Origin of the sequence: Pseudomonas sp. BP8, from assembly GCF_017875955.1 — a bacterium.
In the GTDB taxonomy this organism is placed as follows: domain Bacteria; phylum Pseudomonadota; class Gammaproteobacteria; order Pseudomonadales; family Pseudomonadaceae; genus Aquipseudomonas.
Genome location: NZ_JAGINK010000001.1, coordinates 1,292,242 through 1,319,107 on the forward strand (window position 1 = coordinate 1,292,242; position 26,866 = coordinate 1,319,107).

Here is a 26,866-nt window from a genome sequence, read left to right on the forward strand (position 1 = left end):
GCGCCCGGTCAGGCTTCACGCTTGGCCGGGCGTTTGCCGCTTTAAGTTACAGGTAGCAAAAGAATGGCAAAAGAATATAGCCGTACCCAACGCATTGGCGATCAGATGCAGCGCGAGCTTGCCGAGCTGATCCGCCGTGAAGTCAAAGATCCCCGTGTCGGCCTGGTGACCATCACCGCCGTCGACGTCAGCCGCGACGTGGGCCATGCCAAGGTGTTCATCACCGTCATGGGCCAGGAAGACGAGCCTGATGCAGTCAAGCAGTCGGTCAAGGCGCTGAACAACGCCGCGAGCTTCCTGCGTCTGCACCTGGGCCGCTCGATGCAGCTGCGCAGCGTGCCGCAACTGCACTTCCATTACGATGAAAGTGTCAGCCGTGGTGTGCACCTGTCGGCCCTGATCGAGCGTGCGGTTGCTGAAGACCGTCAGCATCAGGATTCCGACGAGCCGGACACCAAGGAGTAACGGGTGGCCCAGGTCAAACGAATTCGCCGCAACGTCAGCGGCATCATCCTGCTCGACAAACCGTTGGGGTTCACCTCCAATGCTGCCTTGCAGAAGGTCCGCTGGCTGCTCAATGCTGAAAAGGCTGGCCACACCGGCAGCCTCGACCCGCTGGCCAGCGGCGTCTTGCCGTTGTGCTTCGGTGAAGCCACGAAGTTCTCGCAGTACCTGCTGGACTCCGACAAGGGTTATGAAACCGTCATGCAGCTGGGGCAGACTACCAGCACTGCGGACGCTGAAGGCGAAGTCCTGCAGACGCGTGAGGTAACCGTTGGTCGCGCCGATATCGAGGCCTTGCTGCCGCGGTTTCGCGGCCCGATCAGCCAGATACCGCCGATGTACTCGGCCCTCAAGCGGGACGGCCAGCCGCTGTACAAGCTGGCGCGTGCAGGAGAGGTAGTGGAGCGCGAGGCGCGTTCTGTTACTATTAACCGCTTGGAGCTGCTCGAGTGCGAAGGCACCCGAGCCCGCCTCACGGTTGCTTGCACCAAGGGGACGTATATCCGCACCCTGGTGGAAGACATCGGTGAAGCGCTGGGCTGTGGTGCGTATGTCGCCGAGCTGCGCCGGACCCAGGCCGGGCCTTTCGAGTTGGCACAGACCGTGACCCTCGAAGAGCTTGAGCAAGCTCACGCCGAGGGTGGTAACGAAGCGCTCGACCGCTTCCTGATGCCATCCGACAGCGGGCTGCTAGACTGGCCGCTGGTGCAGCTGTCCGAGCACAGCGCGTTCTACTGGCTGCATGGCCAGGCAGTACGTGCTCCGGAAGGGCCGCAGTTCGGCATGGTCCGGGTACAGGATCACAACGGTCGCTTCATCGGTATCGGTGAAGTGAGCGAAGACGGGCGCATTGCGCCACGTCGCTTGATTCGGTCGGAATGACCGATACCTCCGGTGATGGCAAGTGCCGACACCGGGGGATACGAGGATGGCTGTCAGTAGGCACGGTCACACCTCTTTTATTAATACAGGGTTTCGTCCCTGGCCTATTGGACCCCGCTCGCGGGATCCGTTTAAGTGGAGATGCCTCATGGCCCTCAGCGTTGAAGAAAAAGCTCAAATCGTTACCGACTACCAGCAAGCTGCTGGCGACACTGGTAGCCCGGAAGTTCAGGTTGCTCTGCTGACCGCGAACATCAACAAGCTGCAAGGCCACTTCAAGGCCAACGGTAAAGACCACCACTCGCGTCGTGGCCTGATCCGTATGGTTAACCAGCGTCGTAAGCTGCTGGACTACCTGAAAGGCAAAGACACCACTCGTTACAGCACCCTGATCGGTCGTCTGGGCCTGCGTCGCTAATAGCGGCCTGGCAAGTGGTGTGCATGGCGTGTTGCATGCGTCGGGAGCGCTGCCTGGCAGCGCTACCGTCGGACACGTCATGCGTATCTTCGAGGTTGGCAGCCTGGTTTCGCTGAGCGGATTTTCCGCCCAGCGGCCAGGCTCCCAGCCTCGATTTGTATCTGGACGGTCAATGGGGCCGATTCCCCGTTCTGCCCAAGAATTCGCAAGAAACCAGTTCCCCCAGAGCCATTGAAAAGGTAGGAAACCGTGAACCCGGTAATCAAGAAATTCCAGTTCGGTCAATCGACCGTAACCCTCGAAACAGGCCGCATCGCCCGTCAGGCGTCCGGCGCAGTTCTGGTCACCGTAGACAACGATGTCACCGTACTGGTGACCGTGGTCGGTGCCAAGCACGCAGACCCAAGCAAGGGCTTCTTCCCGCTGTCTGTGCACTACCAGGAAAAGACCTACGCCGCTGGCAAGATCCCTGGTGGTTTCTTCAAGCGCGAAGGCCGTCCTTCCGAGAAAGAGACCCTGACTTCGCGTCTGATCGACCGTCCGATCCGTCCGCTGTTCCCAGAAGGCTTCATGAACGAAGTGCAGGTCGTCTGCACCGTCGTTTCGACCAGCAAGAAGACCGATCCGGACATCGCTGCGATGATCGGTACCTCGGCTGCCCTGGCCATCTCCGGTATTCCGTTCGAAGGCCCGATCGGCGCCGCCCGTGTTGCTTTCCATGAAAGCACCGGCTACCTGCTGAACCCGACCTACGAGCAACTGGCAGCTTCGAGCCTGGACATGGTCGTTGCCGGTACCTCCGACGCCGTACTGATGGTTGAGTCGGAAGCCAAAGAGCTGACCGAAGACCAGATGCTGGGCGCCGTGCTGTTCGCTCATGACGAATTCCAGGCTGTGATCCAGGCTGTAAAAGAGCTGGCTGCCGAAGCTGCCAAGCCGACCTGGGACTGGAAACCTGCCGTTGCCAACACCGAACTGTTCAACGCCATCCGCGCCGAGTTCGGCGAAGGCGTTTCGCAGGGCTACACCATCACCGTCAAGGCCGACCGCTACGCGCGTCTGGGTGAGCTGCGTGATCAAGCGATCGCCAAGTTCTCCGGTGCTGAAGGCCAGCCGTCGGCTTCCGAAGTCAAAGAGATCTTCGGTGAAATCGAATACCGCACCGTTCGCGAAAACATCGTCAACGGCAAGCCACGTATCGACGGTCGCGACACCAAGACTGTACGTCCGCTGAACATCGAAGTCGGCGTCCTGCCGAAGACTCACGGTTCGGCGCTGTTCACCCGTGGCGAAACCCAGGCTCTGGTCGTTGCGACCCTGGGTACTGCGCGTGATGCACAGCTGCTGGACACCCTGGAAGGCGAGAAGAAAGACCCGTTCATGCTGCACTACAACTTCCCGCCGTTCTCGGTAGGCGAGTGTGGTCGCATGGGTGGTGCTGGCCGTCGCGAAATCGGTCACGGCCGTCTGGCCCGTCGTTCGGTTCAAGCCATGCTGCCTGCCGCTGACGTATTCCCGTACACCATCCGCGTGGTTTCGGAAATCACCGAATCGAACGGTTCGAGCTCGATGGCTTCGGTCTGCGGCGCTTCGCTGGCTCTGATGGACGCTGGTGTGCCGATGAAGGCGCCGGTTGCCGGTATCGCCATGGGCCTGGTCAAGGAAGGCGAGAAGTTCGCCATCCTCACCGACATCCTCGGTGACGAAGACCACCTGGGCGACATGGACTTCAAGGTAGCCGGTACCGCCAAAGGCGTTACTGCGCTGCAGATGGACATCAAGATCAACGGCATCACCGAAGAGATCATGGAAATCGCCCTGGGCCAAGCCCTGGAAGCGCGCCTGAACATCCTCGGCCAGATGAACCAGATCATTGGTCAGTCGCGTACCGAGCTGTCGGCCAACGCCCCGACCATGATCGCGATGAAGATCGACACCGACAAGATCCGTGACGTCATCGGTAAAGGCGGCGCGACCATCCGTGGTATCTGCGAAGAGACCAAGGCTTCGATCGACATCGAAGACGACGGCTCGATCAAGATCTTCGGCGAAACCAAGGAAGCGGCCGAGGCAGCTCGCCAGCGCGTTCTGGGTATTACCGCAGAAGCCGAGATCGGCAAGATCTATGTTGGTAAGGTTGAGCGCATCGTCGACTTCGGCGCCTTCGTCAACATCCTGCCTGGCAAGGATGGTCTGGTGCACATCTCGATGCTCAGCAATGAGCGCGTAGAGAAAGTCACCGACGTGCTGAAGGAAGGTGAAGAGGTTGAGGTTCTGGTACTGGACGTGGACAACCGCGGCCGTATCAAGCTGTCGATCAAAGACGTTGCGGCAGCCAAGGCTTCCGGCGTTTAAGTCACTCTAGTGGCTTTGAAAAGGACCCTTCGGGGTCCTTTTTTTTGCTTTGCGGATTACGCCAGTGACGGCCTTTTCGCGGGGCAAGCCCGCTCCTCATGGATGTGGTTGCCACTCCTGTAGGAGCGGGCTTGCCCCGCGAAGGGGCCGGTATTGGCACTGTATCTCGTCGGCCGAGTAAAACCCTTGGAGTACTTGCATCTTGCATGCAGGAATTTGCCCCGGCTTGCAAAATGCACGACCCTGACTAATTTGATGGATATGTAAATTACTGATTTATAACGGTTTTCTAGTTTTGATAAAGCTGGCACAGGCCGTGCAACACTCTAAGTATCTGACGCCAACAGACTTGGTGCAGACCTTTCGAACAACAGGAGTGTCTCGTATGAAGAAGTTCGCCATTGCTGCCGCCACTGCTACCGCTCTGACCCTGACCATGGCTAACGCGGCATTCGCCCAGCAGCCCACCCAGGCGCCAATGATGCTGGCCGCTGGTGAAGTCACCAAGGCTAAGGAAGAGACCAGCGATACCTGGATCACTACCAAGGTCAAAGCTGACTTGCTGACAGAAAAAGGCATTCCAGGCTCGGACATCAAAGTAGAAACCAACAAAGGTGTTGTGTCGCTGTCGTCTGACGTTGCTGTCACCGACGCTCAGAAAACCACCGCTGTTGAGATCACCAAGAAAATCAAAGGTGTTCGTGACGTATCTGCTGGTGGCCTGAAGGCCGAATAATCAGGATTGTCCTGACGGCTAGATGGACCTGGCCACCTTAAATGAAAAAGCCCCGGCATATGTCGGGGCTTTTTTATGGTTATTCCATGGATTGTCCGGGGGGGGGGCTGGGGCTTGTAGGTTGGGGGCTTATCCGGTTGATGTGGTGATGCCACTGGCCCCTTCCGCCCTTACGGCGGGTCACTTGTTTCTTGGAAAAAAGTAACCAAAAACCGCTTGCTCCATCATACGGCCCTTCGCTGCGCTACGGGTTCCCTCGCTCCGGTCTTGCTCCGGGAGGACCGCGCTGTACGGCCCATCCTGGGCCTCAGCGCTTTCCGGCCATCCATGGCCTCCACCTCCCTGCGCAAGACCTGCGCTCGGCCTCCTGAAGTCGCTGGTAGATCAAGAGCCAGATCAAGATCAACAGCCAGGGCAACGGCTGGCGAATCGCTGCGCTCTCGCTTTGTTTATTTACCAGCGGATTTGTGGGTGGCTGGCAGGGCTGCGCCCTGCGATTTGTATTGGCAGTACCGGCCTCTTCGCGGGACAAGCCCGCTCCTACAGGTACTGCGCCGAATTCAAATTTGCGCGATACCTGTAGGGGCGGCGGTGCGGCGATCCGACTTGTCCCGCGAAGAGGCCCGAATATCCACCCCAATTGCCACTATCAAAAACAACGCCAGCCCAGGCGCCGCCTGTAACTTCGCGTCTTCAGGAGACCGGAGCGAGGGGACCCGTAGCGCAGCGAAGGGCCGGATGCAGGAGCAGGCGGTTTCAGAAGCGCCAGCGCATCAAATGGATAAGCCCACAACTCCTAAGCCAGCCAGCCAAATGAGCGCTGTATCAATACCGGCGTATTCGCGGGGCCCGGTCCTACAGGGGTAGCGCCTAGCACTGTAGGCGCGGGCTTGCGCAAAGACGCCAGGGCGGGCTCACTCCGCATCCAGGTGCATCGGGGTAATCACTCGCCCATCCCGCTCAGCCTGGCCCAGGGTGGTATCAATGAAGTACACCCGCTCATCCTCAAGCTTGCCCTTGTCCACCAGGTAATCCTTGATGGTACCGGCGCGCTCCTGGCCCAGCTGACGCAAGAGGGCCGCGCTTTCAGCCCAGGACTTGATCACCGCTTCACGCAGCTTGGCCGTGCGCTCGTCCCGCCCCAGCTGTTCCCACTCGCCCGGAGGCTGCTGCTTGAGGCGCGTGCGGTAGATCCCTTCGAGCATCGCTGGCTTGTCATCGTCATCGACCACCAGCATGGATGCGTTGGCCGGTACCTTGTCACCACGGCGCTGCAGGATCTTGTACCAGGTCGCTTGATACTCGCGCTCCAGGCGCTGCTCGGCGATGAGCGGGCCGTCGCTGGTCTGGGCGCTGGTGCCTTCGATCTCCAGGCGCAGCTCAGGGCGCTCCTTGAGCGCGGCGGCGAGCTTGTCCAAAGCCGACTGCGCGTCGCCGCTAAGGTCGCTGGAGCCGGCGGCGAAGGCCACGGTGCCGAGGTCCTCCGAGCCACCGCCGGTGACCAGCCCACCAATGAACTTGAACGGCGCCTGAGCTGCGCGCAGCACCAGGTTGCGCAAGGTCTGCCACACGATCGGCATGACGCTGAACTGCGGATTGTTGAGGTCGCCGGTTACCGGCAGCTCGATCGAGATCTTGCCTTGAGTGTCTTTGAGCAAGGCTACCGCCAGGCGGATCGGCAGGTCCACGGCATCCGGGCTGTCGACCTTCTCACCCAGTTGCAACTGCTCGACTACCAGCTTGTTCTCGGCCTTGAGCTGGCCGTTGGTAATCAGGTAATGCAGGTCGAGATTGAGCCGCCCCTTGCGAATCCGGAAACCGGCGAACTTGCCGGAATAGGGCGTCAAGGTGGTCAGCTCGACCCGCTTGAAGCTGGTGGCGATGTCGAGGCTGGCCATCGGGTTGAACGGGTTGAGCGCACCTTTGATGGTCACCGGCGCATAACGGTCGACCTTGCCCTTGATGTCGACTTTGGCAGGTGCAGGCTTGCGATTGTCGATGGTCCCGACCTGGCCATTGAGCTGCTGTACGGCGGTGGCAAAATTGGGCGTCAGGGTCAGGTCGGCAAAGTTGGCCGAGCCATCGTTGATGTCGATCTGGCCGATACGAATGGCTAGTGGCTTGTCAGTGCTGGCCGTTGCCGGTTTACCCTGCTCAGGACTGGCGGCACCGGGCGGCTGCGGAATCAGCAGGTCATCGACGTTGGTGGTACGGTCTTCGTTGATGATGAAGCGGGCATAGGGTTGCAGCAGGTTGACCTTGTCGATTGTCAACGCATCGCCATGCACGTATGACAGCCCGCTAAGGTCAAGCTGCTGCCATTTGACGAAGTCGCGGTTTTTGATCGTGTCGAGGGTATGCAACTGGCTGACCTTGGCCGTGCCACCGACGTTGAAGGCCAGCGGCGCGGTGCTTTTCAGGTCGACCTTGAGGTCGCTGGAGAGCATCCCGCTACGCAGCTCGAGGCGGATGAACGGGCTGATGTAGGCTTGGGCGATGCGCAGGTCGATATCCTGAGTGCTGACGTCCAGCTTGGCGGTGACCGGCGCCAGATTGACCTCACCGGCGGCCTGCAGCTTGCCTTGCTTGCCGATACCGCTATCGAGCTTGAGGGTGAAGGGTGACTTGTTGAGGCTGTCGAAGCCTTTCAGGTCAAGGTTGAGAGGACCGACGTCCAATGCCACCGGCTCTTTCTGGCTGCGGTCAGCCAAATGGATCATGTAGTTGCGCGCCTGTACGTCTTTGAGCAGTACCTGCCAGGGCTTGCTCGGCGCTGCTGCAGCTTTTTCCTGGCTGCTCGGTTCGGCTGCAGCAGGTTCGGCCTTTTCTTTCGGCGTCGGTTTGGCGGGTTGGCTGGCGAACAGCTTTTGCCAGTCGAGCTGGCCGTCGCTTTCAAGGGCAGCCCAGGTCTCGAGCTTGTCGCTGCGGATCTTGCCAACAGTGACCAATTGCTTGGCCAGGTCGATGGAGGTCTCGCTCACTTCCAGGCTGGCCAGGCGCGTCAGTGGGCGGCCATCCGGTGACTTGATCGCGAAGGGGGCGATGCGTACCGAGGTGTTGTCCAGCAGCAGCTCGGTTTCTTTCGACAGGTTGAGCTTGTAGTGGGTATCGAGGCTGATCACGCCGTCTTCCAGTACCAGCGGCACGGCGTCCCGCACGTAGGGCCACCAGGCTTTCATCTTGCCGTCGGTGATCTTCAGGGTGCCTTCGGAGCTGATCGGCGACAGGCCGAGCGTGCCTTTCCAGTCGATTCGACCGCCTGCGGGGCCGTTGGCCACCAGGGTCATGTCGGCGTTGTCGTCGGGCAGGGTGCTGAGGTTCTTCAGCTCGAGGTTCATCGAGTCGTAGAGGAACTCGATCGGCTCGCTGGGGCGCAGGTCCTGGAAGTGCAGGTAGCCTTCGCTGAGCTTGATGCTGCCGATGCGCAGGGGGAACGGGTCGCTGTCGGCCTGTTCGGGTTTGGCCTCGCCAGGCGGCAGTTTGAACAGCTGGCTGAGGTTGAGGCTGCCGTCCTTGCGGAACAACACCTCGCTGCGGGCCTTGTCGAGTTCGACAGCGTCCAGGTGCAATGCACCGCTCCACAGGCTGTCGAGCGAAAGGTTGGCGTAAAGGCGTTCGAAGCCGACCTGCTCCTTGCCGGGCTCGCCGATCTGCAGGCCCCAGAGGGTCAGCTCAAGGCTGAACGGGTTGAATTCGATACGCTGCAGCTGGGCTGGCACGGTGGCATAGTTGGCCAGTTGCTGGTTTGCGATGCGCAAACCGACACCGGGAACAATCAGGAAGCCAAGCAGGCTGTACAGGGCCACGAGGGCCAGCAAGGCGCCGAGGGCGCGAGTCAATCCTTTGGGCATGTGCAGCGTCGTCTGTCCGAGCGGGAGTGCTTGGAGTATGGCACGTTAAATCGGTTCCGCAGCGCTGACCGAATTGACCTATTCAATGCCCATGCGGCGCCTGGCGCGGTGCGCCGAGGAGTCGCGCATGGCCCAGCGCAACACCGGTGCGGTGCGCTCGATGCCGAGGCGAATGACCCGCCGGCGCAGGTCGCCCTGGTGCAGGCCGAGCATGTCCCGGCCCCAGTCTGGCAGCAACTCGATGCCCGCCTGCAGCATGAGCTTGCCGACCGGCGCGGCCAGGCGGCTGGGCGCCGGTGCCTGGCGCAGGATGCTGATCACTTCGAGGCTGCGTGCGTCGCACTGCAACTGAGGGCGCATGCGCTGCAGGTAGTCGTCGACCTCCTGGCAGGAGCGTGGCACGTCGCGCGCGCCAAGCCGTTCGGCAATCAGTGCAATCTCGTTGTAGTAGGCGTCCTGGTCGGCCCGCGACAGCTGCGGGTTGCGGTAGCGCAGGTGGGCCGCAAGAAAACTGCTGACTTCCGCGACATGCACCCAGGTCAATAGGTCGGGGTCGCTGGCGGCATAGGCTCGGCCATCGGCGGCGGTGCCGACCACTTGCAGGTGGATGGTGCGTACCTTGTCGATCAGCCACTCGGCATCACGGGTCGAGCCAAAGGTGGTGCCGGAGATGAACTGGCTGGTCCGGCGCAGGCGGCCGAGCAGGTCCTGGCGGAAGTTCGAGTGATCCCACACCCCGGCCAATGCCAGTGGGTGGAGCAATTGCAGCATCAGCGCGCTGATACCGCCCACCAGCATGCTGGGAAAATCGCCATGCACTTGCCAACTGATGCTGCGCGGGCCAAACAAGCCGGGATCACCCTTGGGCGATTCCAGGTCGAGTTGGCCGAGGGCCAGGCCGGTAAGGCTCATGACCTGGGTTTCGATACGACGGCGTAAGGCTTCCATGGCGACCTGCAGTGCGCGACAGCCCGCCATGGGCCGCCCTTTATGAGTTGAGGCGTGTGTCGATCAGCCCCTGGACCACGCTTGGGTCGGCCAGGGTCGAGGTATCGCCCAGGCTGTCCAGCTCGTTGCAGGCGATCTTGCGCAGTATACGCCGCATGATCTTGCCTGAACGGGTCTTGGGCAGCGCGGGTGCCCACTGGATCATCTCCGGCTTGGCAAAACTGCCGATCTCCTTGCTGACCAGGGCCAGCAGCTCGGCCTTGAGCGCGTCGTCCGGGGTTACCCCATTCATGGGTGTGACAAAGGCGTAGATGCCCTGACCCTTGAGGTCGTGAGGGTAACCGACCACGGCGGCCTCGGCGATGCTGTCATGCAGCACCAGTGCGCTTTCCACCTCGGCAGTGCCGATGCGATGGCCGGAAACGTTGATCACGTCGTCGACCCGGCCGGTGATCCAGTAGTCGCCATCGGCATCGCGACGGGCGCCGTCACCGGTGAAGTAGTAGCCGGCAAACGGTTTGAAGTAGGTATCGACCATGCGCTGGTGATCGCCGTAGACACTGCGGATCTGCCCGGGCCAGCTGGCTTTTATGGCAAGCAGGCCAGCTCCTTGGCCTTCGATGACCTTGCCCTGCTCATCGAGCAGCACCGGTTGCACGCCAAACATTGGTTGCGTGGCGCAACCGGGCTTGAGCTGTTGGTTGCCGGGCAGCGGGCTGAGCATGATGCCGCCGGTTTCGGTCTGCCACCAGGTGTCGACGATGGGGCAGCGCTTCTGCCCGACCTCCTCGAAATACCATTCCCAGGCTTCCGGGTTGATCGGCTCACCGACGCTGCCAAGCAGGCGCAGGCTCTGCCGCGAGGTGCCTTGCAGCGGCGCCGAACCTTCGCGCATCAGTGCTCGCAGGGCGGTGGGGGCGGTGTAGAAGATGTTGACCTGGTGCTTGTCGACCACTTGCCAGAAGCGCGAGCTGTCCGGGTAGTTGGGCACACCCTCGAACATCAGCGAGATCGCGCCATTGGCCAGCGGGCCGTAGACGATATAGCTGTGACCGGTGACCCAGCCGACATCGGCGGTGCACCAGAACACCTCGCCATCACGGTAGTCGAACACCACCTTGAAGGTCATCGCTGCCTGCAGCAGGTAACCGCCGCTGGTATGCAGCACGCCCTTGGGTTTGCCGGTGCTGCCGGAGGTATACAGGATGAACAGCGGGTCTTCGGCGTCCATCGGTTCGGGCGCGCAGTCGTCGCCTGCGAGCTCGGTGGCGGTGTGGTACCAGAGGTCACGCTGGTTGTCCCAGGCCACTTCGCCGCCAGTGCGGCGCACGACGAACACGCTGCTGACGTTGGGGCAACTGGCCAAGGCCTTGTCGACGTTGAGCTTGAGCGGGATACGCTTGCCCCCGCGGATACCTTCGTCAGCGGTGATCACGGTGCGGCAGTCGGCATCGTTGATGCGATCACGCAGGGCGTCGGGCGAGAAGCCGCCGAACACCACCGAATGAATCGCGCCGAGACGCGCGCAGGCGAGCATGGCATAGGCGGCTTCGGGGATCATCGGCATGTAGATGCACACCCGATCGCCTTTTTTCACGCCGCGGGCCTTGAGTGCGTTGGCCAGGCGGCATACCTGGCGGTGCAGTTCGCGGTAGCTGATGGCTTTGCTGTCTTGTGGGTCGTCGCCTTCCCAGAGCAGGGCGGTCTGCTCGCCACGCTTGGCCAGGTGACGGTCGATGCAGTTGTAGCTGACGTTGAGCTTGCCGCCGTCGAACCAGCGTGCTTCGCCGGTGGTCAGGTCGGCCTGTTGAACCTGGCGCCAGGGCTTGATCCAGTCCAGACGCTTGGCCTGCTCGGCCCAGAAGGTATCCGGATCGTCCACCGACTGGCGGTACAGACGCTGATAGTCGGTTGGGGTCAGTTGCGCGGCCTGGCTGACGGCCAGGGCGGTGGGGTACTTGCTGAGATCGAACATGGCGGGTTGTCCTGCTCTTGTCGGGGCAATCATTCGATGGACAGTGTAGTCAGCGAACGTGTTCCTCGAATCAAACAGGTTTGATGCGATGGTGGTGCAAAGCGCTGGTGAATTGAAAGCTGGGTGCCGCAAAGCAGCGCCCAGCTTTTGTAATCGGATCAGCCGCGGTGACGACCGCGGAAGTAGTTGATCAGGCCTTGGGTAGAGCCATCTTCAGCCGACGCTTCCTGGGCACCGACCAGGCGCTGGTAGACGCCCTTGCCGAGCTCCTTGCCGAGCTCGACGCCCCACTGGTCGAAGGCGTTGATGCCCCAGACCACGCTCTGCACGAACACTTTGTGCTCATACATCGCCACCAGCGCGCCGAGTCGACGTGGGCTGATACGCTCGACCACCAGGGTGTTGCTCGGACGGTTGCCCGGGATCACCTTGTGCGGCGCCAGCTTGGCGATATCCGCTTCGTTCAGGCCTTTGCCGCGCAGTTCGCTCTCTGCCTCTTCGCGGGTCTTGCCGAGCATCAGCGCCTGGCTTTGCGACAGGCAGTTGGCGTACAGCCACTGGTGGTGGTCGGCCACCGGGTTGAAGCTGACCACAGGCACGATGAAGTCGGCCGGGATCAGCTGGGTGCCTTGGTGCAGCAGCTGGTGGTAAGCGTGCTGGCCGTTACAGCCGACGCCACCCCAGATCACCGGGCCGGTGTCGGTTTTCACCGGGCTGCCGTCCTGCAATACGCTCTTGCCGTTGGACTCCATGTCCAGCTGTTGCAAGTGCTTGGTGATGTTACGCAGGTAGTGGTCGTACGGCAGGATCGCGTGGCTGCGCGCACCCCAGAAGTTGCCGTACCACACGCCGAGCAGGGCCAGCAGCACCGGCATGTTCTTCTCGAAGGGGGCGGTCTGGAAGTGCTGGTCCATGGTGTAGGCACCGGACAGCAACTCCTTGAAGTTGGCGGTACCGATGGCGAGGGCGATTGGCAGGCCGATGGCCGACCACAGCGAGTAGCGCCCACCGACCCAGTCCCACATGGGGAAGATGTTCTCTTCACGGATACCGAAGGCGACGGCGGCGGCCTTGTTGCTCGAGACAGCAATGAAGTGCCGGTACAACTCGGCCTCGGAACCGCCCTGGGCCAGGTACCAGGTACGCGCAGCCATTGCGTTCTTCAAGGTTTCGAGCGTGTTGAACGACTTCGACGAAACGATGAACAGGGTGGTCTCGGCCGCCAGCTTGGCCGACAGCTCATGGAACTCACTGCCGTCGATGTTCGCCAGGTAGTGACAGCGCACACCGCGTTGGGCGTAAGGCAGCAGTGCCTCGGAGACCAGCTCGGGGCCGAGGAACGAGCCGCCGATACCGATGTTGACCACGTCGGTGATGGGTTTTTCGCTGTACCCACGCCACAGGCCGTCATGGATGCGGCCGACCAGCTCAGTGATCTGGTTGAGCACCTTGTGCACTTCAGGCATCACGTTGACACCGTTGACGCTCAGCTTGTCGCCGACCGGACGGCGCAGGGCGGTGTGCAGCACCGGTCGTCCTTCGGAGGCGTTGACGATTTCGCCGCTGAACATCGACTTGATGGCCTGGCTCAGATCGACTTCGTTGGCCAGGTTGACCAGCAGCTCGCGGGTCTGTTCGCTGATCAGGTTTTTCGAGTAGTCGAGAAACAGGCCACAGCTGCTCAACGAGAACTGATCGAAGCGCTCTGGGTTGGCGGCAAAGGCTTCGCGCATGCTGAAGTCCTGCATGGCGTCGCGGTGTTGCTGGAGCGCCTGCCAGGCGGGCAGGGCCGTCACATCATGGGGGGTACGGTAATACGCCATTGCGGATGGTTTCCTTGGTGCATGTTCGTGCCTAGGACAACGGGCAGTCGTTGCCAGTTGCAGGGTCGGGTCCATTATAGGCATTGGTTGCGCGGGGGGAATGGGGGAGGGTGCGGAGAATTTTGGCCGGGCAGCAGGGCAATCCACCGTCAGCGCCTGGTTGGCGCAATCCCTGTAGGAGCGCCGCAGCGCCGCTCCTACAGGGTTCTCCAGGGGCTGGGGAATGGGCTCAGGCGCTGGGTTCGTCCAGGTGCAGATACAGATTGTCGATCAACCGGGTGTTACCCAGGTATGCCGCGGCAATCACCACCACGTCACGATCATCGATCATCGCCGGGCGCAGGGTCAGCGCATGGCGTACCTCAAGGTAGTCCGGGCGGAAACCGGCCGCCAGCAGCTGCGCCTGGGCGGCCACGATCAATGCCGCATAGTCGCGCTGGCCATGGCGGATGCTGTCGGCGATCTGGCTCAGCTCGCGGTACAGGGCCGGTGCAGCAGTGCGTTGCTCGGGGCTCAGGTAACCGTTGCGCGACGACAGCGCGAGGCCGTCTTCAGCGCGCACGGTCGGCTCGCCGAGGATCTGGATTGGCATGTTCAGGTCGCGCACCATGGCCCGGATCACGGCCAACTGCTGGTAGTCCTTTTCGCCAAACACGGCCAGGTCAGGCTGGACCATGTTGAACAGCTTGCTGACGACGGTGGCCACGCCCTCGAAATGCCCTGGGCGGCTGGCGCCACACAGGCCTTCGGACAACTGCGGCACGCTGACCCGGGTCTGCACCGTAGTGCCGTCGGGATACATTTCTTCGACGGTGGGAGCAAACAGCAGGTGGCAGCCGGCCTGCAGCAGGCGCTCCTGGTCGGCGGCGAGGGTGCGCGGGTAGGTGTCGAGGTCTTCGCCCGCACCGAACTGCAGCGGGTTGACGAAGATGCTCGCAACGACAAAGTCGGCCCGCTGCGCGGCCTTGGTCACCAGTGCGGCATGACCGCTGTGCAGGTTGCCCATGGTCGGTACGAAGGCGATCCGCTTGCCTTCACTGCGCGCGCGGGCGACGGCAGCGCGCAGCTCGCGGACGGTCTTGACTGTATTCATGCGCTGAATCCGTGTTCGCTGGCAGGGAAGCTGACGTCCTTGACCGCCTTAACATAGGCGACCAGAGCACTGTGGATGTCCGGCTGGCCGGCCATGAAGTTCTTGACGAATTTCGGCACGTGGCCACTCAGGGACAAGCCGAGCATATCGTGCAACACCAGCACCTGGCCGTCGGTGGCGCTACCGGCACCGATGCCGATCACTGGAATGTTCACTGCCTGGGTAATCTCGGCGGCCAGTTCACTGGGCACGCATTCGAGCAGGAGCATGGCCGTACCGGCCTGCTCCAGGGCAATGGCGTCGGCACGCATCTGGCGTGCCTGGGCTTCCTGGCGGCCCTGGACCTTGTAACCGCCAAGAACGTTGACCGTCTGCGGGGTAAGGCCCATGTGCGCGCACACCGGCACGCCGCGTTCGGCCAGCAGGCGAATGGTCTCGCCCAGCCAGGCAGCGCCTTCGAGCTTGATCATGTGCGCACCGGCCTGCATCAGCGTGGCGCAGTTGGCGAAGGCTTGCTCGGGGGTGGCATGGGCCATGAACGGCAGGTCGGCAAGAATCAGCGCGCCGTGGTTACCACGCTTGACGCATGCGGTGTGGTAGGCCATCTCCGCGGTGGTGACCGGCAGGGTGCTGTCATGCCCCTGCAGGACCATGCCCAGCGAGTCACCTACCAGCAGCACGTCCACGCCCGCCTGGCTGGCAACCTTGGCAAAGGTCGCGTCGTAGCAGGTCAGCATGGAGATTTTTTCACCCTTGGCCTTGAGGCCATTGAGGGTGGTCAGGGTTACATCAGGCATGTAGGAAATCCTCGTTCAGGCGCTGTGAAAAACGACTGCGAACAACGCATGCATTCATCTTCCGGAGCGGCACATCATCGTCTGTGATGTTCGGGGTACAGGTCCGTCCGGGCCTAAATAGGTGATAGGTGGCTTAATGGGGCCACGGGACGCCTATAGTCGTGAGCGAGGGGGGGGAAGTCAATCACCCTGTTACCGCATTGTTACGATGAGGGTGTTACTGGCGTTACCGTCGTCTGCAGCGCCCGAATTACAGGCGCTCAAGGCCGACAAACGGGCAATCGTCGAGCAGCTGCGCCAGGCTGCGGCCATCGGCCAGGGCGAAATCGGGCGGTACCAGTTCGGCCAGCGGATAGAGCACGAAGGCGCGGGCCTGCATGTGGTAGTGCGGCACCTTGAGGCGGGGGATATCGATGACCTGGTCACCGAACAGCAGTACATCGAGGTCGAGCGTGCGCGGGCCCCAGCGCTCCTGGCGGACACGGCCCTGGCCATTCTCGATGGCCTGCAGGGCATCGAGCAGTTGCAGTGGCGTCAGCGAGGTGTCCAGTGCCGCCACCGCATTGGTATAGCGCGGTTGGCCGGGGAGCAACGAGTCGCTCGCATAGAACCGCGAGACACCTGCTAGCCGCGTGCCCTCGGCCTTGTCCAAGGCTTCGAGGGCGCTGCGCAGCTGCTCAGCCGGCTCGGCCAGGTTGCTACCCAGGCCGATATAGGCGCGGCTCGCCATGTTTACTCGAACGCCTCGTCACCGCTGCGCTTGCGCTTGGCACCACTGCGCTTGCGCTTGCGCGGGGCTGCACCGGCGCCGTCGTCACGGTTACCCAGGTCGCGGATCATGTCGCGACGCTCGCTGTCGTTGGCGTCCTGGTAGTCCGTCCACCATTGGCCAAGCTCTTCGGTTTCCTCGCCGGCGCTTTCGCGTAGCAGCAGGAAGTCGTAACCGGCACGGAAGCGTGGATTGTCCAGGAGCATGTCGGCGCGTTTGCCGCTACGCCGTGGCAGGCGCTCCTGCATGTCCCAGATCTCGCGGATCGGCAGGGTGAAGCGCTTGGGAATGGCGATGCGCTGGCACTGTTCGGCGATCAGGTCGTGCGCGGCCTGGTTCATGGCCGGGATTGGTGGCACGCCTTGGCTCTGCAGGTACAGCGCGCGGCCGGGCAGGGCTGGCCAGAGCAGGGCCGCAAAGAGGAACGCCGGCGTGACCGGTTTGCCCTGCTTGACCCGCAGGTCGGTGTTGGCCAGTGCCTGGCTGATCAGCGTGTGGGTATAGCTCGGGCGCTCTTCCAGGGCGTGGCTGCTGCCCGGGAACAGCGGTTCGAACAGCTTCAGGTCGACCAGCATCTCGAAGGTGATCGCCGCGTGACCGGACAGGAACAGCTTGAGGCACTCCTCGAACAGCCGGGCCGGCGGAATGTCGCGCAGCATCGGCGCCAGTTCGCGGATCGGCTGCACGGTGTGTTTCTCGATGCCGAAGTCCAGCTTGGCAGCGAAACGCACGGCACGCAGCATGCGCACTGGGTCTTCCTGGTAACGATGAGTAGGATCGCCGATCAGGCGCAACAAGCGGTTGCGGATGTCGTGGATACCATTGGCGTAATCGAGAATGCGCTCGCTGACCGGATCGTAGTACAGGGCATTGATGGTGAAGTCGCGGCGTTGCGCGTCTTCTTCCAAGGTGCCGTATACGTTGTCACGCAAGATGCGCCCGCTGGCATTATGCGACGAACGGTGGCTATCACCTTCATCTTCATCGGAGTGATGCGCGCGGAATGTCGCGACTTCGATGATTTCGCGGCCAAAATGCACATGGACCAGCTTGAAGCGGCGGCCAATGATCCGCGCATTGCGGAACTCGGCACGAACCTGCTCGGGCGTGGCACTGGTGGCGACGTCGAAATCCTTCGGGGTGATACCCAGGAGGAGGTCGCGCACACAGCCGCCAACCAGATAGGCCTGGTATCCGGCAGCCTGCAGGCGATCGACGATGCCCACCGCGTGGCGGCTGAACTGGCTGCGCTGCAGCGAGTGCTGGCTCTTGTTGATCACTTCAGGCGTGGTGCGCCTGTGGTGTTGACCACTAACGGGAGGACGGAACGACTGGAACAACTTCTTCAGCATGGGATGCACTGTTTGAAGGAATGTTCGGCCAATGATAAGAGAATGGCCGCATGATGGGCGGGGATTCTAGCATTTACTTGGGGAATGGTGTAGGCGGTGTGCCACGGGGTGCTGCTGGCGGGGGAGAGAAACGACAAGGGGAGCCTAAGCTCCCCAAGAAGTGTCGTTGCGTGCTCTTATTGTTTTTCTGCTGGGCTTCTTGTTTTTGTTGAGTGCCCTGCCCACAAAGCTCGAAACTTGTGGACGACCCCCAAACCGGGGGTAAAGAGCAAACGGATTGCTTTGGCCGCTGAGGTGATGCTGATCTGTCGATCCAACCAGTTTAGGCGCTGCTTTAGTGCAGTTTTTGTTGTTCTCTGCCTGGTTGTGGGGCAAGCCCCAAACACAACTCCTCTCCAAAAGAATCAGTTAGCTGCGCCTCCGCCGTCTTGTTTTTATTGTGCGTGAGCCGTTTCGTCTTGTTCTTATTCTGAGTTGCAGTGCTTGTTATTGTTCTTGTACCAAACATATAGCAGGTGCCGTGCCAACTTTTGCAAACCTAGTAAATTCAAGGGGTTGCGGGTTTTTGGCAGGTTGGGCGAGGGGGCAAATGTAGAAATTTCGTTACCGTACGCCTCGGTGGCTGTTACGGCGGGAGGGAATGGGTAACAGATTTTTGCGGGATCTGATCGGTTACCGGCGCAAACGACTGGGGCCGCAAAGCGGCCCCGGGATTTTCAACGGCAGAATCTGTTACTCACTGGTAGCGTTGCTCTTGCGCCGGGGGATACCCAGGCGCTGGCGACGCTCCCACAGGCACTTGCGGCTCACGCCCAGCTTGCGGGCCAGTTCGGTCTCGGTCATGTGGTCCTGGTGCTCGAGGACGAAATGCTGGAAGTAATCCTCCAGCGACAGGTCTTCGGTGGGCTCGTGGCTGGCGTTACTGGTGTTACCGCCACCCAGTGGCGGCAGGCTGTCCATCAGGTCGTCATCGTCGAGATCGCTCAGCTCGATGTCGATGCCCAGCAGCTCCGCGGAAATCTCCGGGCTCTCGCTGAGAATCACCGCACGCTCGACGGCGTTTTCCAGTTCGCGCACATTACCCGGCCAGCTGTAGTGGCGGATAGCCTGTTCGGCTTCGCTGGAGAAGTGCAGGTCGTCTCGACCGATACGCGCGCTCTGGCGGGCCAGGAACGCCGTGGCAATCTCGTTGACGTCGGCGCCGCGTTCACGCAGGGCCGGCAGCTTGAGGGCAATCACGTGCAGACGGTAATAGAGGTCTTCACGGAACTGGCCTGCCTTGGACAAGTTCTTCAGGTCGCGGTGGGTGGCCGCGATCAGGCGCACATCGACCTTTTGCGATTGCACCGAGCCGACCCGGCGGATCTCGCCCTCCTGCAGAACGCGCAGCAGGCGAGCCTGCGCCTCAAGCGGCAGTTCGCCGATCTCGTCGAGGAACAGCGTGCCGCCATCGGCGGCTTCGACCAGGCCGGCACGCCCGGCGCTGGCGCCGGTGAACGCGCCTTTTTCGTGGCCGAACAGCTCGGACTCGATCAGGGTCTCCGGGATCGCCGCGCAGTTGACCGAAATCATCGGCGCCTTGGCCCGGCGCGAAAGGTTGTGCAGCGCGCGTGCGACCAGCTCTTTACCGGTGCCCGACTCGCCCTGGATCAGCACGTTGGAGTCGGTCGGTGCGACCTTGCGGATCTTGCTGTACATGTCTTGCATGGGCGGACAGGAGCCGATGATGCCGATCTCGCCATTGGCCGCATTGCTGCTGCCCTTGTCGGCCGCGGCAGGCTTGCCATTGGGGCGTGGCTCGGCGCTGGCCGGCGCTGGCGCCGGGGCGTTTTGCCGATCACGCAGGATGCGCGCCACGGCCTGGAGCATTTCATCGTGATCAAAGGGCTTGGCGATGTAGTCCACCGCGCCCATCTTCATCGAGTCGACCGCCGAGCGCAGGCTGGCGTAGCTGGTCATGATCAGCACCGGCGTACCCTGGCCAAGCTTGATCAGCTCGGTGCCCGGCGCACCAGGCAGACGCAGATCGCTGACGATCAGGTCGAAGGTGGCAATGCTGAAGCGTTCCTGGGCTTCCTGCACCGAGCCGGCTTCGCTGACCTGATACTGGTTCCGTTCGAGCAGGCGACGCAGGGCCGAGCGGATGATGGTTTCGTCTTCGACGATCAGAATATGCGGCATTGATTCAATTCTCTCGACGGTCTCGAATTTCAGGGGACGTCGCTACGACATGCCGGGGCAGGGTCACGCGGATCCGTGTGCCACGCTGCCGTTCGATATCGGCGGGGCTGTCGATGGTGATTTGCCCATAATGCTCTTCCACGATGGAATAGACCAGTGCGAGGCCCAGTCCGGTTCCCTCGCCTGGGTCCTTGGTGGTGAAGAACGGTTCGAACAGGCGGTCCATGATGTTTTTCGGAATGCCACTGCCTTCGTCCTCGACCACCAGGTCTACGGTGTGCTCGCTGACTTCGCTGCGCACGCGCACCGCGCTGCCGGCTGGCGAAGCGTCGCGGGCATTGGACAGCAGGTTGATCAGTACCTGGGCCAGGCGTTGCGGATCGCCCTCGGCCCAGTGGTCCGGGTCGCACAGGTTGAAGAACTGTACTTCGAAATTGCGCCGGTTCAGGGCCAGCAGACCGATGGCATCCTGGGCGACTTCGGCCAGGCACACCGGCTCTTCGTTGTTCTGATGGCTGCCGCCGGCATGGGCAAAGCTCATCAATGACTGGACGATGCGCGAGACCCGCTTGGTCTGTTCGAGGATCTGGCTGGATAGCTCGGTGATCTCGCCATCGCCTTCGCGTTCTTCGCGCAGGTTTTGCGCGAGGCAGGCGATGCCGGTGATCGGGTTGCCGATCTCGTGGGCTACGCCTGCGGCCAGGCGGCCGATACTGGCGAGGCGCTCGGAGTGCACCAGCTTGTCTTCCAGGGCCTGGGTTTCAGTGAGGTCTTCAACCAGCAGCACCAGGCCACTGTTACCGGGGGCGAGTGGCTCGTCGATGGCCGCCTTGTGCAGGTTGAGCCAGCGCGGCTGACCGTCGAGGGCCAGCCGTTGTTTGTGCAGGTGTTCGTCGGGAAGGTTGATGAAACCCAGCAGCAGTTCGCGCCACGGCTCGCCGATGGTCACCAGGCGCGAACCGACCACATGCTTGGCGGCGATCCCGGTCAGCTCTTCCATGGCCTTGTTCCACATCAGGATCTCCTGGTCCTTGGCCAGCGAGCAGACGCCCATGGGCAGCTCCTGCAGGGTCTGGCGATGGTAGCGGCGCAGGGCGTCGAGCTCGGCGGCAAGGCCGGTGAGGCGCGAGTGATAGTCTTCCAGGCGGCTCTCGATGAAATGGATATCTTCGGTAACGTAGTTCTCGTTACCGGACTTGTACGGGAGGAAGGTTTCGACCATGTCCTGGGCCACGCTGGGCCCCATCAGGCCGGACAGGTTGGCCTCGATGCGGTCGCGCAGCCGACGCAAGGCATAGGGTCGGCGCTCGTCGAACGGCAGGTAGAGGTCGCGCAGGGCCTGTTCGACTTCCTTTTGCGCGGCCTTGGCGCCGAGCGGCTTGGCCAGCTGGGTGGCGAACTCCTGTGGCGAGGCGGCGTGCAGCTCGCGCCGCTGCGGCCGCCGGACGTTATCGACAGCGCAGGCTTCGGCGGCGCTGATCTCTTCGCTGCTGGCGTTGGTGAACAGCGAAATCAGGGTAAACAGCAAGACGTTGGCGGCCAGCGAGGCGATTGCCGCCATGTGCCAGCTGGTGTCGTCGAGCACGTAGATCATGTCCAGCAGGGGGATGTAGAAGCCCTGTAGATTGCCCAGCAGCGGCAGCAGCATGGTCATCATCCACACCAGCATGCCGGCCAGCAGCCCGGCGATGAAGCCGCGTCGGTTGGCGGTCGGCCAATACAGCACCGAGAGCACCCCGGGGAGGAACTGCAGGGTCGCGACGAAGGCGACGATGCCCAGGTTGGCCAGGCTCTGGTGGTTGTTCTGGGTCAGGTAGAAAATGAACCCTGCGGTAATGATCGCCACGATCAGCGCCCGGCGGGTCCATTTCAGCCAGCGGTAGATATTGCCTTCGGCCGGAGGCTGGTAGAGCGGCAGCACCAGGTGGTTGAGGGCCATGCCCGAAAGGGCCAGGGTGGTGACGATGATCAGCCCACTGGCCGCAGACAGCCCGCCGACGTAGGCCAGTAGCGCCAGCGCCTCGTTGTTGGCGGCAATGCCCAGGCCGAGGGTGAAGTATTCCGGGTTGGTGCTTGCCCCCAGGCGCAGGCCGGCCCAGAGGATCAGCGGCACCGCCAGGCTCATCAGCAGCAGGAACAAGGGCAGGCCCCAGCTGGCGCTGACCAGCGAGCGCGGGCTGAGGTTTTCGGTAAAGGCCATGTGGTACATGTGCGGCATGACGATCGCCGAGGCGAAGAACACCAGCAGCAGGGTCCGCCAGGGGCCTTCTTGCAGCGGCGTGTGCAATGCGGCCAGAGCGGTCTGGTTCTGCAGCAGCCAGACTTCCAGCTCGTGTGGTCCGCCGAACACGCCATACAGGGCGTACAGGCCGATACCGCCCAAGGCCAGCAGCTTGATCACCGACTCGAAGGCGATGGCGAACACCAGGCCCTCGTGCTTCTCACGGGTGGCGATGTGGCGCGAGCCGAAGAAGATCGTGAACAGGATGATCAGCGCGCAGAAGGCGAACGCCACGCGGGCCTTGACCGGCTCGCCGGTGAGGATGCTGATCGAGTCGGCGACGGCCTGGATCTGCAGGGCCAGCAGCGGCAGCACGCCAATCAGCATGAAGATGGTGGTCAGCGCACCGGCCCAGGTACTGCGAAAGCGGAATGCGAGCAGGTCGGCCAGCGACGATAGTTGGTAAGTGCGGGTGATCTTGAGGATCGGGTAGAGCAGCACTGGCGCCAGCAGGAAGGCCCCGGAGACTCCCAGGTAACAGGCGAGGAAGCCGTAGCCGTACTGATAGGCCAGGCCCACCGAGCCGTAGAAGGCCCAGGCGCTGGCGTAGACCCCGAGCGACAGGGTGTAGGTCAGTGGGTGGCGGATGACCGAGCGCGGGATCAGCCCACGTTCGCTGATCCAGGCCACGCCAAACAGCACCCCCAGGTACCCGGCACTGATCAGGATCATCTGGGTCAGGCTAAAGCTCATCGGCATCTCGTTGGCTCTGCAGGATAAAGGTGACGACGATCAGGATCAGCCAGAGCAGGTAGGGGCGGTACCAGGCTCCGGTCGGCTCGATCCACCAGTCCATGATGGCCGGTGAGAACAGGTAGATCCCCACGACCAGAAGCAGGACCAAACGATAGATGTACATGCTGGCCTCGATGGTTGGGCGCTGCGGGCTTGGACTTATTATTGGCGCAAATGGCGGAGGCGATGCTAGCGGGATTCCGCATCGTACGGCAAGAAATTGAATCTATTGGTTTTTTGCCGGTGGCGGCCTCTTCGCGGGCTTGCCCCGCGAAGAGACCGGCAGGATCAGCGCAGCTCTGCCTCGGGAATGGTCATCTGCCGCGCAACCGCCTCAGGTCGCCACTGCCGGCGGGCCACGTCCAGCACCTCGCGCGGGCTGGCGCGTTCCAGCGCCGGCTCAGTCACTTGCCCCAGAGCGCGCAGCGCCCGCAGCAACAGCGGCGTGGCCTGGTCCGGCGCCAGCGGTGGCGAGCGGTACGACTTGCCCAGCTTGTGCCCGTCCGGCTGGATGATCAGCGGGATATGCAGGTAACGCGGCTGCGAGAACCCCAGCAGTTCCTGCAGATAAAGCTGACGCGGGGTGTTATCGAGCAGGTCCGCCCCGCGCACGATGTCGGTAACACCTTGCCAGGCATCATCCAGCACCACGGCCAGCTGGTAGGCATACAGTCCATCACGGCGCTGGATGATGAAATCACCGACGTCACGGCCCAGATGCTGCTCGAACGTGCCCTGCACGCGGTCGCTGAAACGGTAGGTCAGCTCAGGCACCCGCAGGCGGATCGCCGCGCCTTCGCGGGCATGGCCGGCGTTGCGGCAGGTGCCAGGGTAGATGCCGTTACTTCCTTCCAGCTGCTTGCGCGAGCAGGTGCAGGCATAGGCCAAGCCCTGGCGAAACAGCCGCTCGACCACCTCGGCATAGGCGTCGTGACGCTGGCTCTGGTAGACCACCTCGCCATCCCACTCCAGGCCGTAACCCTCGAGCGTCTGCAGGATGGCATCGCGGGCACCGGGCATCTCCCGCGGCGGATCGGTGTCTTCCATGCGCAACAGCCAGCGGCCATCGACGGCGCGGGCGTCCAGCCAGGAGGCAAGGGCGGCGACGAGCGAGCCAAAGTGCAGGAAACCACTGGGAGTGGGGGCGAAACGCCCGACGTAGCGTGATGGGGTCATGGACTTACGGTATCTATAAATGAAACGGGGCGCCTTGAGCGCCCCGTTTGGTGGGAATCGGAATCAACCTTTGCCGTTGGTCTTTTCCTTTTGCTCCGCTACCTCTTTGCAATCGAAGCAAAGATCGGCGGTAGGGCGTGCTTCAAGTCGACGCAAGCCGATCTCGATGCCACAGCTCTCGCACCAGCCGTAGTCTTTGTCCTGAATCAACTGCAGGGTCTTGTCGATTTTCTTGATCAGCTTGCGCTCGCGGTCACGTGCGCGCAGCTCAAGAGCAAACTCTTCCTCTTGCGTGGCACGGTCTGCCGGGTCGGCGAAGTTGGCCGCCTCTTCCTTCATATGGTCAACGGTCTTGTCGACGCCGATCATCAACTCTTGCTTCCAACCATTGAGGATCTGGGTGAAGTGCTTGCGCATGGGTTCACCCATGTACTCCTCACCCTTGGCCGCCTGGTAGGGTTCGACCCCATAAAGATTATGACTGGCTTTTTGCTTTTCTTGGGTGGACATGAATAGACCGCCTCTCACTCATCTGATCCAATGCGCAGGATGCTCCATCTCCGGCGACCGCCGGCCCTGCGACTGCGAGCCGCCGAACTTACCAGATAGATCGGGGGTGCGCTAGCCCGGCCGATCCTACGTGTTGACAGCGGCGTGAGCCGCACGTTCAGTGGCGTGCAACGGTCGAATCAACAGTTTAGACCCAATTGAGAGAAGGCCCCATGGCTCAGCCCTACAGCGCGCGCAGTCGCGCCATCGAACCCTTTCATGTCATGGCCCTGCTGGCGCGGGCCAACGAACTGCAGGCGGCGGGCCATGATGTCATCCATCTGGAAATCGGCGAGCCGGACTTCACCACCGCCGCGCCGATCGTCGCCGCCGGCCAGGCAGCATTGGCCGATGGACACACCCGCTACACCGCGGCACGCGGGCTGCCTGCACTGCGTGAGGCGATCGCCGGCTTCTATGGCCAGCGCTATGGGCTGTCGATCGACCCCGAGCGCATCCTCATCACTCCGGGCGGCTCCGGTGCGCTGCTGCTGGCCAGCAGTTTGCTGGTCGACCCCGGCAAGCACTGGCTGCTGGCCGATCCAGGCTACCCCTGCAACCGTCACTTCCTGCGCCTGGTGGAAGGCGCTGCGCAGTTGGTGCCGGTCGGTCCGGAGGTCAATTACCAGCTCACCGCTGATCTGGTTGAACGCCATTGGGACCAGGACAGCGTCGGCGCCCTGGTCGCGTCGCCTGCCAACCCGACGGGCACGGTGCTCGACCGTGAGGCCCTGGCCAGCCTGTCGCAGGCCGTGCACGCGCGTCACGGCCACCTGGTGGTGGACGAGATTTACCATGGCCTGACCTACGGCATGGACGCCCCCAGCGTGCTCGAAGTCGACGACGAGGCGTTCGTCCTGAATAGTTTTTCCAAGTATTTCGGCATGACCGGATGGCGCCTCGGTTGGCTGGTGGCGCCGCCCAACGCCGTGGCTGATCTGGAGAAGCTGGCGCAGAACCTCTACATCAGTGCGCCGAGCATGGCCCAACATGCTGCATTGGCCTGCTTCCAGCCTGAGACCCTGGCGATCCTCGAAGAGCGCCGGGCCGAGTTTGCCCGGCGCCGCGACTACCTGCTGCCCGCGCTGCGTGAACTGGGCTTCGGCATCGCCGTGGAGCCGCAGGGGGCTTTCTATCTATATGCCGACATCAGTGCATTCGGTGGCGATGCCTTCGCTTTCTGCCGGCACTTCCTGGAAACCGAGCATGTGGCCTTCACCCCCGGGCTGGACTTCGGTCGCCATCAGGCCGGCCACCATGTGCGCTTTGCCTATACCCAGAGCCTGCCGCGCCTGGAGCAGGCCGTGCAGCGTATCGCCCGTGGCCTGAAGATCTGGCAAGGCTGATGGCGTTCTTTCCACTACTCGAACAAGGCCGTCTGCTGCGCCGTTACAAGCGCTTTCTCGCCGACATCGAACTGGCCAATGGCGAGCAATTGACCATCCACTGCCCGAACACCGGCTCCATGCTCAACTGCATGCGCGAAGGTGGCCAGGTCTGGTTCAGCCGCTCCAATGATCCCAAGCGCAAGCTGCCAGGCACCTGGGAGATCAGCGAGACCCCGCAAGGGCGGCTGGCCTGTGTAAATACTGGCCGGGCCAATGCCCTGGTCGAGGAAGCCTTGCGCGCCGGGCTGATCAGTGAGCTGGCTGGCTTTACTGCGCTCAGGCGTGAGGTGGCCTATGGCGAGGAGAACAGTCGGATCGACTTTCGCCTGGAGTTCGCCAGCGGGCCGGCCTACGTCGAGGTCAAGAGCGTCACGCTGGGCTTCCCGGACAGCGCCGTGGCGGCCTTTCCCGATGCGGTGACTCAGCGCGGCGCCAAACACCTGCGCGAGCTGGCGGCCCTGGCGCGGCAAGGTATCCGCGCCGTGCAGCTGTACTGCGTCAACCTCACCGGGGTCGAAGCCGTGCGTCCTGCTGACGAGATCGATGCGGCCTATGCCGCAGCCCTGCGCGCGGCTGTGGCCGATGGCGTCGAGGTGCTGGCCTATGGTACCCGGCTGGATGCCGAACAGATCGTCATCGACCGTCCGTTACCGGTGTTGCTCAGCCTTTGAGCCAGATGCCCTGGCTGTCTTCATGACCGTCCAGGGCCTGCAGTTGTTCGCCCTCACAGGGGCCCGCCACGCATTCGCCACTCTCGATCAGAAACAGCGCACCATGCTGGGCGCAGTGGATAAGGCTGGCGCTGTCGTCGAGAAAGTCATCCTGCGCCCAGTTCAACGGGATGCCCTTGTGCGGGCAGCGGTTGCGGTAGAGGAACACCTGACCTTGGCGGCGCACGCCGAACAGTGCCTGGCCGGCTACGCTGAACGCGCGGCTTTGACCTTCGGCGAGTTGGTCGCCAGTGCAAAGAAAATGCATCGAATGGAAAGACTCGTGCTGTAAAGAGATGGAATAGGGATAGGCTTGACGCTTCAATGCGAATAATTATCAAAT

Annotated in this window: 21 protein-coding genes; 7 read left to right on the plus strand and 14 right to left on the minus strand. The window is 62.3% G+C overall.

Annotated elements, in window-relative coordinates:
* Nucleotides 1-63 precede the first annotated feature (63 nt).
* From rbfA to J3B00_RS05660, 5 genes are all read left to right on the plus strand, one after another.
* A complete protein-coding gene (rbfA, locus tag J3B00_RS05640) occupies nt 64-465 on the plus strand; it encodes a 30S ribosome-binding factor RbfA (RefSeq protein ID WP_209865234.1) in 402 nt (133 codons plus the stop codon).
* Nucleotides 466-468: 3 nt separating this feature from the next.
* On the plus strand, nt 469-1,386 hold the full coding sequence (gene truB / locus J3B00_RS05645; RefSeq protein ID WP_209865237.1) for a tRNA pseudouridine(55) synthase TruB: 918 nt from the start codon (nt 469-471) through the stop codon (nt 1,384-1,386).
* A gap of 148 nt (nt 1,387-1,534) precedes the next feature.
* On the plus strand, nt 1,535-1,804 hold the full coding sequence (gene rpsO, locus J3B00_RS05650; RefSeq protein ID WP_209865241.1) for a 30S ribosomal protein S15: 270 nt from the start codon (nt 1,535-1,537) through the stop codon (nt 1,802-1,804).
* A 249-nt stretch (nt 1,805-2,053) separates the two neighbouring features.
* Nucleotides 2,054-4,159, plus strand: coding sequence for a polyribonucleotide nucleotidyltransferase (gene pnp / locus J3B00_RS05655; protein ID WP_209865245.1), 2,106 nt, complete (start codon nt 2,054-2,056; stop codon nt 4,157-4,159).
* Between the two features lie 385 nt (nt 4,160-4,544).
* Nucleotides 4,545-4,895: a BON domain-containing protein gene (locus tag J3B00_RS05660; protein ID WP_209865248.1), complete on the plus strand. Its 351-nt coding sequence runs from the start codon at nt 4,545-4,547 to the stop codon at nt 4,893-4,895.
* A 914-nt stretch (nt 4,896-5,809) separates the two neighbouring features.
* Here the strand turns inward: J3B00_RS05660 and J3B00_RS05665 are convergent.
* From J3B00_RS05665 to dksA, 13 genes are all read right to left on the minus strand, one after another.
* The gene (locus J3B00_RS05665) at nt 5,810-8,746 is read right to left on the minus strand and encodes a DUF748 domain-containing protein (protein ID WP_209865251.1); all 2,937 of its coding nucleotides are present in this window, start codon (nt 8,744-8,746) and stop codon (nt 5,810-5,812) included.
* Nucleotides 8,747-8,824: 78 nt separating this feature from the next.
* Nucleotides 8,825-9,694 carry an oxygenase MpaB family protein gene (locus J3B00_RS05670; RefSeq protein ID WP_209865254.1) on the minus strand — a complete coding sequence of 290 codons (870 nt, stop codon included), beginning with the start codon at nt 9,692-9,694 and terminating at the stop codon, nt 8,825-8,827.
* 40 nt (nt 9,695-9,734) lie between these two features.
* On the minus strand, nt 9,735-11,669 hold the full coding sequence (gene acs / locus J3B00_RS05675) for an acetate--CoA ligase (RefSeq protein ID WP_209865259.1): 1,935 nt from the start codon (nt 11,667-11,669) through the stop codon (nt 9,735-9,737).
* A gap of 158 nt (nt 11,670-11,827) precedes the next feature.
* Nucleotides 11,828-13,492, minus strand: coding sequence for a glucose-6-phosphate isomerase (pgi, locus tag J3B00_RS05680; protein WP_209865262.1), 1,665 nt, complete (start codon nt 13,490-13,492; stop codon nt 11,828-11,830).
* A 229-nt stretch (nt 13,493-13,721) separates the two neighbouring features.
* Nucleotides 13,722-14,585: a pantoate--beta-alanine ligase gene (gene panC / locus J3B00_RS05685; RefSeq protein WP_209865265.1), complete on the minus strand. Its 864-nt coding sequence runs from the start codon at nt 14,583-14,585 to the stop codon at nt 13,722-13,724.
* Entirely contained in the window at nt 14,582-15,382 is an 801-nt protein-coding gene (panB, locus tag J3B00_RS05690) for a 3-methyl-2-oxobutanoate hydroxymethyltransferase (RefSeq protein ID WP_209865268.1), read from the minus strand. The genes panC and panB overlap by 4 nt, the downstream gene beginning before the upstream one ends.
* A 250-nt stretch (nt 15,383-15,632) precedes the next feature.
* Nucleotides 15,633-16,112: a 2-amino-4-hydroxy-6-hydroxymethyldihydropteridine diphosphokinase gene (folK, locus tag J3B00_RS05695; protein WP_209865271.1), complete on the minus strand. Its 480-nt coding sequence runs from the start codon at nt 16,110-16,112 to the stop codon at nt 15,633-15,635.
* Nucleotides 16,113-16,114: 2 nt separating this feature from the next.
* On the minus strand, nt 16,115-17,503 hold the full coding sequence (locus tag J3B00_RS05700) for a polynucleotide adenylyltransferase PcnB (RefSeq protein WP_209865275.1): 1,389 nt from the start codon (nt 17,501-17,503) through the stop codon (nt 16,115-16,117).
* 732 nt (nt 17,504-18,235) lie between these two features.
* Nucleotides 18,236-19,684 carry a sigma-54 dependent transcriptional regulator gene (locus J3B00_RS05705; RefSeq protein WP_209865278.1) on the minus strand — a complete coding sequence of 483 codons (1,449 nt, stop codon included), beginning with the start codon at nt 19,682-19,684 and terminating at the stop codon, nt 18,236-18,238.
* 4 nt (nt 19,685-19,688) lie between these two features.
* Nucleotides 19,689-22,664 (minus strand): sensor histidine kinase, encoded by a 2,976-nt coding sequence (locus J3B00_RS05710; RefSeq protein ID WP_209865281.1) that lies wholly within the window; start codon nt 22,662-22,664, stop codon nt 19,689-19,691.
* Complete coding sequence (locus J3B00_RS05715; protein WP_003250005.1) at nt 22,648-22,824, minus strand: hypothetical protein; 177 nt, start codon at nt 22,822-22,824, stop codon at nt 22,648-22,650. Before J3B00_RS05715 ends, J3B00_RS05710 begins: the two co-directional genes overlap by 17 nt.
* Nucleotides 22,825-22,988: 164 nt before the next feature.
* The gene (gene gluQRS, locus J3B00_RS05720; RefSeq protein WP_209865284.1) at nt 22,989-23,876 is read right to left on the minus strand and encodes a tRNA glutamyl-Q(34) synthetase GluQRS; all 888 of its coding nucleotides are present in this window, start codon (nt 23,874-23,876) and stop codon (nt 22,989-22,991) included.
* Between the two features lie 63 nt (nt 23,877-23,939).
* On the minus strand, nt 23,940-24,386 hold the full coding sequence (dksA, locus tag J3B00_RS05725; RefSeq protein WP_209865287.1) for an RNA polymerase-binding protein DksA: 447 nt from the start codon (nt 24,384-24,386) through the stop codon (nt 23,940-23,942).
* Between the two features lie 212 nt (nt 24,387-24,598).
* On the opposite strand from dksA, the gene J3B00_RS05730 reads away from it, so the two are divergent.
* Complete coding sequence (locus J3B00_RS05730; RefSeq protein ID WP_209865290.1) at nt 24,599-25,771, plus strand: pyridoxal phosphate-dependent aminotransferase; 1,173 nt, start codon at nt 24,599-24,601, stop codon at nt 25,769-25,771.
* A complete protein-coding gene (gene sfsA / locus J3B00_RS05735) occupies nt 25,771-26,484 on the plus strand; it encodes a DNA/RNA nuclease SfsA (protein WP_209865294.1) in 714 nt (237 codons plus the stop codon). Before J3B00_RS05730 ends, sfsA begins: the two co-directional genes overlap by 1 nt.
* Here the strand turns inward: sfsA and J3B00_RS05740 are convergent.
* Nucleotides 26,474-26,791, minus strand: a complete 318-nt coding sequence (locus tag J3B00_RS05740; protein WP_209865297.1) for a Rieske 2Fe-2S domain-containing protein — start codon at nt 26,789-26,791, stop codon at nt 26,474-26,476. The genes sfsA and J3B00_RS05740 overlap by 11 nt on opposite strands.
* Nucleotides 26,792-26,866 lie beyond the last annotated feature (75 nt).

Excerpts from the sequence above, each read along its gene's own strand:
- rbfA (WP_209865234.1), top strand. The coding sequence starts at position 64 with ATGGCAAAAGAATATAGCCGTACCCAACGCATTGGCGATCAGATGCAG.
- rpsO (WP_209865241.1), top strand. The coding sequence starts at position 1,535 with ATGGCCCTCAGCGTTGAAGAAAAAGCTCAAATCGTTACCGACTACCAG.
- J3B00_RS05660 (WP_209865248.1), top strand. The coding sequence starts at position 4,545 with ATGAAGAAGTTCGCCATTGCTGCCGCCACTGCTACCGCTCTGACCCTG.
- J3B00_RS05665 (WP_209865251.1), bottom strand. The coding sequence starts at position 8,746 with ATGCCCAAAGGATTGACTCGCGCCCTCGGCGCCTTGCTGGCCCTCGTG.
- J3B00_RS05670 (WP_209865254.1), bottom strand. The coding sequence starts at position 9,694 with ATGGAAGCCTTACGCCGTCGTATCGAAACCCAGGTCATGAGCCTTACC.
- acs (WP_209865259.1), bottom strand. The coding sequence starts at position 11,669 with ATGTTCGATCTCAGCAAGTACCCCACCGCCCTGGCCGTCAGCCAGGCC.
- pgi (WP_209865262.1), bottom strand. The coding sequence starts at position 13,492 with ATGGCGTATTACCGTACCCCCCATGATGTGACGGCCCTGCCCGCCTGG.
- panC (WP_209865265.1), bottom strand. The coding sequence starts at position 14,585 with ATGAATACAGTCAAGACCGTCCGCGAGCTGCGCGCTGCCGTCGCCCGC.
- panB (WP_209865268.1), bottom strand. The coding sequence starts at position 15,382 with ATGCCTGATGTAACCCTGACCACCCTCAATGGCCTCAAGGCCAAGGGT.
- folK (WP_209865271.1), bottom strand. The coding sequence starts at position 16,112 with ATGGCGAGCCGCGCCTATATCGGCCTGGGTAGCAACCTGGCCGAGCCG.
- J3B00_RS05700 (WP_209865275.1), bottom strand. The coding sequence starts at position 17,503 with ATGCTGAAGAAGTTGTTCCAGTCGTTCCGTCCTCCCGTTAGTGGTCAA.
- J3B00_RS05705 (WP_209865278.1), bottom strand. The coding sequence starts at position 19,684 with ATGCCGCATATTCTGATCGTCGAAGACGAAACCATCATCCGCTCGGCC.
- J3B00_RS05710 (WP_209865281.1), bottom strand. The coding sequence starts at position 22,664 with ATGCCGATGAGCTTTAGCCTGACCCAGATGATCCTGATCAGTGCCGGG.
- J3B00_RS05715 (WP_003250005.1), bottom strand. The coding sequence starts at position 22,824 with ATGTACATCTATCGTTTGGTCCTGCTTCTGGTCGTGGGGATCTACCTG.
- gluQRS (WP_209865284.1), bottom strand. The coding sequence starts at position 23,876 with ATGACCCCATCACGCTACGTCGGGCGTTTCGCCCCCACTCCCAGTGGT.
- dksA (WP_209865287.1), bottom strand. The coding sequence starts at position 24,386 with ATGTCCACCCAAGAAAAGCAAAAAGCCAGTCATAATCTTTATGGGGTC.
- J3B00_RS05730 (WP_209865290.1), top strand. The coding sequence starts at position 24,599 with ATGGCTCAGCCCTACAGCGCGCGCAGTCGCGCCATCGAACCCTTTCAT.
- sfsA (WP_209865294.1), top strand. The coding sequence starts at position 25,771 with ATGGCGTTCTTTCCACTACTCGAACAAGGCCGTCTGCTGCGCCGTTAC.
- J3B00_RS05740 (WP_209865297.1), bottom strand. The coding sequence starts at position 26,791 with ATGCATTTTCTTTGCACTGGCGACCAACTCGCCGAAGGTCAAAGCCGC.